Origin of the sequence: Fibrobacter sp. (assembly GCF_017545445.1) — a bacterium.
Classification (GTDB): domain Bacteria; phylum Fibrobacterota; class Fibrobacteria; order Fibrobacterales; family Fibrobacteraceae; genus Fibrobacter.
On the sequence record NZ_JAFWOM010000107.1, the window covers coordinates 1 to 5,333 of the forward strand.

Genomic DNA, 5,333 nt, shown 5'->3' on the forward strand with positions numbered 1-5,333 from the left:
CGTCCGCCTCAACGACAAGGTCGAACGCATCGGTCTCGGTGAAACCACCGAATACGTCATCACGGGCGTGGAAATGTTCCGCAAGCTCCTCGACGACGCCCAGGCCGGTGACAACGTCGGTCTTCTCCTCCGCGGCGCCGAAAAGAAGGACATCAGCCGCGGCCAGGTTCTCGCCGCTCCGAAGTCCGTGACTCCGCACACCGAATTCAAGGCCGAGATCTACGTCCTCACGAAGGACGAAGGTGGCCGCCACACGCCGTTCATGAACGGCTACCGTCCGCAGTTCTACTTCCGCACCACCGACGTGACTGGCACGATCCAGCTCCCGGAAGGCGTGGAAATGGTGACCCCGGGTGACACCGTGACCATCCACGTGAACCTCATCGCCCCGATCGCCATGGAAAAGCAGCTCCGCTTCGCTATCCGCGAAGGTGGCCGCACTGTTGGCGCTGGTTCCGTAACTGAAATCATCAAGTAATCAGGATTAAAAATGCCTAGAGAACTCATCGTGCTCGAATGCACAGAATGCAATCAGCGCAACTATGATTGCGACAAGAACAAGCGTCTTCACCCTTCCCGCGTGGAATACAAGAAGTACTGCCGTTTCTGCCGCAAGCATACTGTTCACAAGGAATCCAAGTAAGGAAGTCCGAATAGGTCGATAGCTCAATTGGTAGAGTCACGGTCTCCAAAACCGTTGGTTGGGGGTTCGAGTCCCTCTCGACCTGCTCACTTCCCGGAGGAAACATGCGTAAGATTCAGCAATATGTATCAGAGTCCATCCAAGAACTGAAACAGGTTACTTGGCCCACTTGGGAAGAACTTAAAGGTTCTACTCTTGTTGTAATGCTTTTTAGCTTAATCATGGGTTGTTATATTGCAGGGCTCGACGTAGGTCTCTCTTGGATTGTAAATCAGATTATGGGTAGAGGTTAGTATGTCCATGCAATGGTATGCTGTTCACACCTTTACCGGACAAGAAAACAATATCAAGAAACGCCTTGAGCAAATGATTGAGCGCGAAGGCGTTCAAGATAAATTTGGACGTATTCTCGTACCTATCCGTGAAGTTGTTTCCAATGTTCGCGGTAAGCGTCGAGTAAGCGTCCAAAATTTGTTTCCTGCATATATCATTATTGAAATGGAGCTGGACGAGCTCACCCAGCACCTGGTGTCCACCATCAATGGTGTCACCCATTTTGGCGGAATGACGCGCGCTTCTCGCGTCCCTATTCCGCTTCGTCAGAGCGAGGTCGATCGTCTTCTGGGTGTTGATCCTGAAAACTCCATCGAAGGCGAGATCCAAATTCCGTACACAATTGGCGAGAATGTCTGCATCAAGGAAGGTCCGTTCAAGGGCTTTGTGGGCGTGGTAGATGAAATAATGGAAAACAAGATCAAGGTCATGGTTTCCGTTTTTGGTCGTTCTACACCTGTGGAACTCGCCTTCAACCAGGTCGAATCCGCTGACGCATAATTGATACGGTTTTTGAAACGGAGACAATAAAGTGGCAAAGAAAATCACAGGTTATATTAAGCTCCAGATTCCTGGCGGTGCCGCCAACCCGGCTCCTCCGGTAGGTCCTGCCCTCGGTCAGAAGGGCGTGAACATCATGGAGTTCTGCAAACAGTTTAACGCAAAGACCCAGAACGACAAGGGCATGATCGTGCCGGTCGTCATCACGGTCTATGCGGACAAGAGCTTCACCTTCATCACGAAGGTCTCGCCGGTTCCGGCCCTCATCAAGAAGGTCACTGGCGTGCAGAGCGGCTCTGGTGAACCCAACCGTAAGAAAGTTGGCAAGATCACTCAAGCCCAGATCACGGAAATCGCCCAAAAGAAGATGCCGGATCTAAACACAATCGACCTCGAAGCCGCCAAGCGCATGGTTGCGGGTACTGCTCGTTCCATGGGTATTGAAGTGGTTGACTGAGGCAGGTAATTCACCGTTACGTATCTGACAGGAAAATTTCATGTTCAGAGGAAAAAAATACAAAAAGATGGCTGAAAGCATAGATCGTACCAAAGCGTACGACTTGAAGGAAGCTATCGAAATACTCAAAAAGTCCGAATTGAAGTTCGACCAGACCGTCGAAGTACACTTCAATCTCGGTGTGGACCCAAAACATTCCGACCAAGTGGTTCGTGGCACTGTCGTGCTTCCGCATGGTACCGGTCGTTCGGTCCGCGTTCTCGTTTTCTGCAAGGACAACAACCTTGAAGTTGCAAAAAACGCTGGCGCAGACTACGCGGGTGGTGCTGACTTGGTTCAGAAGATTCAGGAAGGCTGGCTGGACTTCGATTCCGTCGTTGCTACTCCCGACATGATGCCGGTGATTAGTAAGGTCGCTCGTGTCCTCGGTCCTCGCGGTATGATGCCTTCTCCGAAGGCTGGCACGGTGACGGTCAACGTCGCCCAGACCGTCAAGGAACTCAAGGCTGGTAAGATTTCCTACCGCGTTGACAAGGGCGCTAACGTCCATGCTCCGGTTGGCAAGCTCTCCTTCACTGCCGAACAGCTCTCCGAAAACACGAAGGCTGTCATCGACTCTGTCGTGAAGAACAAGCCTCAATCTTCTAAGGGCACTTACATCAAGAGCCTCACTTTGACGGCTACGATGGCCCCGGGCATCAAACTTGATATGGCACTGACGCGCTAGGAGAAACCATGAAAGCTGTAGTTAAGAAACAACAGACCGTGGACGCGCTCGTCGAGTCCTTCAAGGGCGCCACCGCCGTCTATCTGCTCAATTTCCAGGGCATCACTGTCGATAAGGACAATGCCCTCCGCAAAGCCCTCGCTGCTAAGGGTGTCAAGTACCACGCTGTGAAGAACACTCTTCTCAAGCGCGTGCTCGAAGCTCTCAAGGTTGAAGGTCTCAACGATCAGCTGACCGGCGCAACGTCTGTCATGGTCGGCTTCGAAGAAGACCCGCTCCTGCCGGCTCGCGAAATTGAAGCATTCCACAAAGCTAACCCTGATTTCTTGGTTGCCAAGAGCATTTACCTTGATGGCAAGGCAATGCCGGGCTCCGAAGTCGTGAACCTCGCTAAGATTCCGGATCGCAAGGGCATGATCGCTATGATCGTCTCCATCGCTCTCGGACCGGGCTCCACGATTGCCGGTCAGCTCAAGACCCTCCAGGAAAAACTGGAAAAAGAATCGGGTTCCGAAGCCGCTGCACCTGAAGCAGCTGCCGCACCGGAAGCTTAACAACAAACCACAAACCAAAAATTTTAAACGGAATAATCGGAGAAACACATCATGGCAACTGATATCAAGGCATTGGGCGATCAAATCGTTGGTCTTACCCTTCTCGAAGCCAAGGCTTTGGCTGACTACCTTAAAGAAACCCACGGCATCGAAGCCGCTGCCGGTGGCGCTGTAGTTATGGCTGCAGCTGCTGCAGCTCCTGTTGAAGAAAAGACCGAATTCGACGTTATCCTCGCCGAAATCGATCCGGCCAAGAAGATGGCTATCCTCAAGGAAGTTCGCGCTATCACGGGTCTCGGCCTCGCTGAAGCCAAGAAGGTCGTCGAAACTGCCAACAGCGTCATCAAGGAAGCTGCACCGAAGGCTGACGCCGAAGCTCTCAAGAAGAAACTCGAAGAACTCGGAGCAAAGGTTACCCTTAAGTAATGCTTTTGCTGCATTAATTCTTCCTTACCAATTGCCTGCACAACAGTGCGGGCTTTTGGTGTTTTTTGACTATTATTAGGCTCTTCACCGGATGAGGTATTTCTAATGACGACGGAGCGAAAATCCTATTCCTCCAACAAGTTCCACCTGGAACTCCCGTACCTGATCGAAGTCCAGAAGGCTTCGTACGAGCAATTCCTTCAAAAGGACATTCCCCAAGAGAAAAGGATGAATGTCGGGCTAGAACGCGTGTTCCGCGATATCTTCCCGATCACCGATGACAAGGATCTGTATTCCTTGAAGTATGAAGGATATTATTTCGGCATCCCGAAATACAGCATCCCCGAATGCCGTGAGCGTGGTCTCACGTATTCCATGGAACTTTTTGCAACTCTCTCCCTCCAGGTGTTCGAAAAGGACGGAGAAGAAAGTAAGCTCAAGGAAGAAATCAAGAACGATGTCTTGGTTTGCGAACTTCCTATCATGACCGAGAACGGAACGTTTATCATTAACGGCGCCGAACGCGTCGTCGTTTCGCAGTTGCACCGTTCTCCTGGTGTGAGCTTTGACGAAGAAATGCAACCCAATGGCCGCTCCGACTACAAGAGCCGTATTATTCCGCACCGTGGCGCATGGGTTGAATTCAACACCGAAGGTGACATCCTTTACCTCATCATCGACCGCAAGAAGAAGATCGCCGCTACCGCCATGCTTCGCTGCATCGGCTTCGAAACGACTCAGGACATCCTGAACCTCTTCTACAAGAAGACGGACGAAATTGTCCTCAACGATGATGCATTTAACGACTTTGACAAGGAAGGTGTCTGCACCCTCATCAACCGCATTATCTTCAACGATGTCGTTGACGAAGAAACGGGTGAAATCATCCTCGAAGCTAACACTGTCATCGACGACAAGAAGCTCGAACGCCTCCGCGAAAGCAGTGTCGAAAAGATCACCGTGCTTTCCAAGGAAGAAGACAACCTCCTCATCCACTACACGCTCGCTGCCGACAAGACGAAGTCCCGCGAAGACGCCCTCAAGGCTGTCTACTCCGTGACCCACCAGCAGCAGGAAGAAGCTCCGAACCTCCAGACCGCCGAACGCTACTTCGACGAACTCTTCCTCAACGACCCGCACAAGTACGATCTTGGCGAAGTCGGTCGTTACCGCTTGAACGCAAAGGTTTACACCGCTGCTATTCTTGCCAAGGTTAAGGAAGTTGCTGAACGCTTCGACCGCGTCAACGAATTCAAGATGCCGTCTGTGACCCAGATGACGATGAGCAAGACTGACTTCCTTGCTATCATCGAATACATGGTCGGCCTCTTCAACGGCGACGAAGGCTACACTCTTGACGATATCGACCACTTGGGCAACCGTCGTACACGTTCCGTGGGCGAACTCCTTGCCGGTCAGATTTCCGTCGGCCTCTCCCGTATGTCTCGCGTCATCCGCGAAAACCTTTCTCTCCATTCCGAAGAAGAACAGACGACTCCGCGCGAACTCGTGAATACTCGCATGGTCTCTACTGTCGTCCAGGCATTCTTTGGCCAGAGCCAGTTGTCCCAGTTCATGGACCAGATGAACCCGCTTTCTGAACTTACTCACAAGCGTCGTCTCTCCGCTCTCGGTCCTGGTGGTCTTACCCGTGAACGTGCAGGCTTCGAAGTCCGTGACGTTCACTACACG

General features: G+C 51.8%; 8 protein-coding genes, 1 tRNA gene and 1 pseudogene. All 10 read left to right on the forward strand.

Annotation, left to right across the window (positions count from 1 at the left end):
* A partial coding sequence (locus IKG78_RS12175) for an EF-Tu/IF-2/RF-3 family GTPase (RefSeq protein ID WP_290943817.1) occupies positions 1-478 on the forward strand: 478 nt, incomplete at its 5' end.
* 12 nt (positions 479-490) lie between these two features.
* Entirely contained in the window at positions 491-643 is a 153-nt protein-coding gene (gene rpmG, locus IKG78_RS12180; protein WP_014545993.1) for a 50S ribosomal protein L33, read from the forward strand.
* A 12-nt stretch (positions 644-655) separates the two neighbouring features.
* Positions 656-728: transfer RNA gene (locus IKG78_RS12185), tRNA-Trp, on the forward strand.
* 19 nt (positions 729-747) lie between these two features.
* Entirely contained in the window at positions 748-936 is a 189-nt protein-coding gene (secE, locus tag IKG78_RS12190; protein ID WP_290943819.1) for a preprotein translocase subunit SecE, read from the forward strand.
* 1 nt (position 937) lies between these two features.
* Positions 938-1,477, forward strand: coding sequence for a transcription termination/antitermination protein NusG (nusG, locus tag IKG78_RS12195; RefSeq protein WP_173474551.1), 540 nt, complete (start codon positions 938-940; stop codon positions 1,475-1,477).
* Between the two features lie 31 nt (positions 1,478-1,508).
* Positions 1,509-1,934, forward strand: coding sequence for a 50S ribosomal protein L11 (gene rplK, locus IKG78_RS12200; protein WP_290943821.1), 426 nt, complete (start codon positions 1,509-1,511; stop codon positions 1,932-1,934).
* A 40-nt stretch (positions 1,935-1,974) separates the two neighbouring features.
* A complete protein-coding gene (gene rplA / locus IKG78_RS12205) occupies positions 1,975-2,661 on the forward strand; it encodes a 50S ribosomal protein L1 (RefSeq protein ID WP_290943823.1) in 687 nt (228 codons plus the stop codon).
* A gap of 8 nt (positions 2,662-2,669) precedes the next feature.
* The gene (rplJ, locus tag IKG78_RS12210) at positions 2,670-3,215 is read left to right on the forward strand and encodes a 50S ribosomal protein L10 (RefSeq protein ID WP_290943825.1); all 546 of its coding nucleotides are present in this window, start codon (positions 2,670-2,672) and stop codon (positions 3,213-3,215) included.
* A gap of 51 nt (positions 3,216-3,266) precedes the next feature.
* Positions 3,267-3,641 carry a 50S ribosomal protein L7/L12 gene (rplL, locus tag IKG78_RS12215; protein WP_290943827.1) on the forward strand — a complete coding sequence of 125 codons (375 nt, stop codon included), beginning with the start codon at positions 3,267-3,269 and terminating at the stop codon, positions 3,639-3,641.
* A 105-nt stretch (positions 3,642-3,746) separates the two neighbouring features.
* Positions 3,747-5,333: pseudogene (locus IKG78_RS12220) on the forward strand (DNA-directed RNA polymerase subunit beta); the annotation flags it as partial.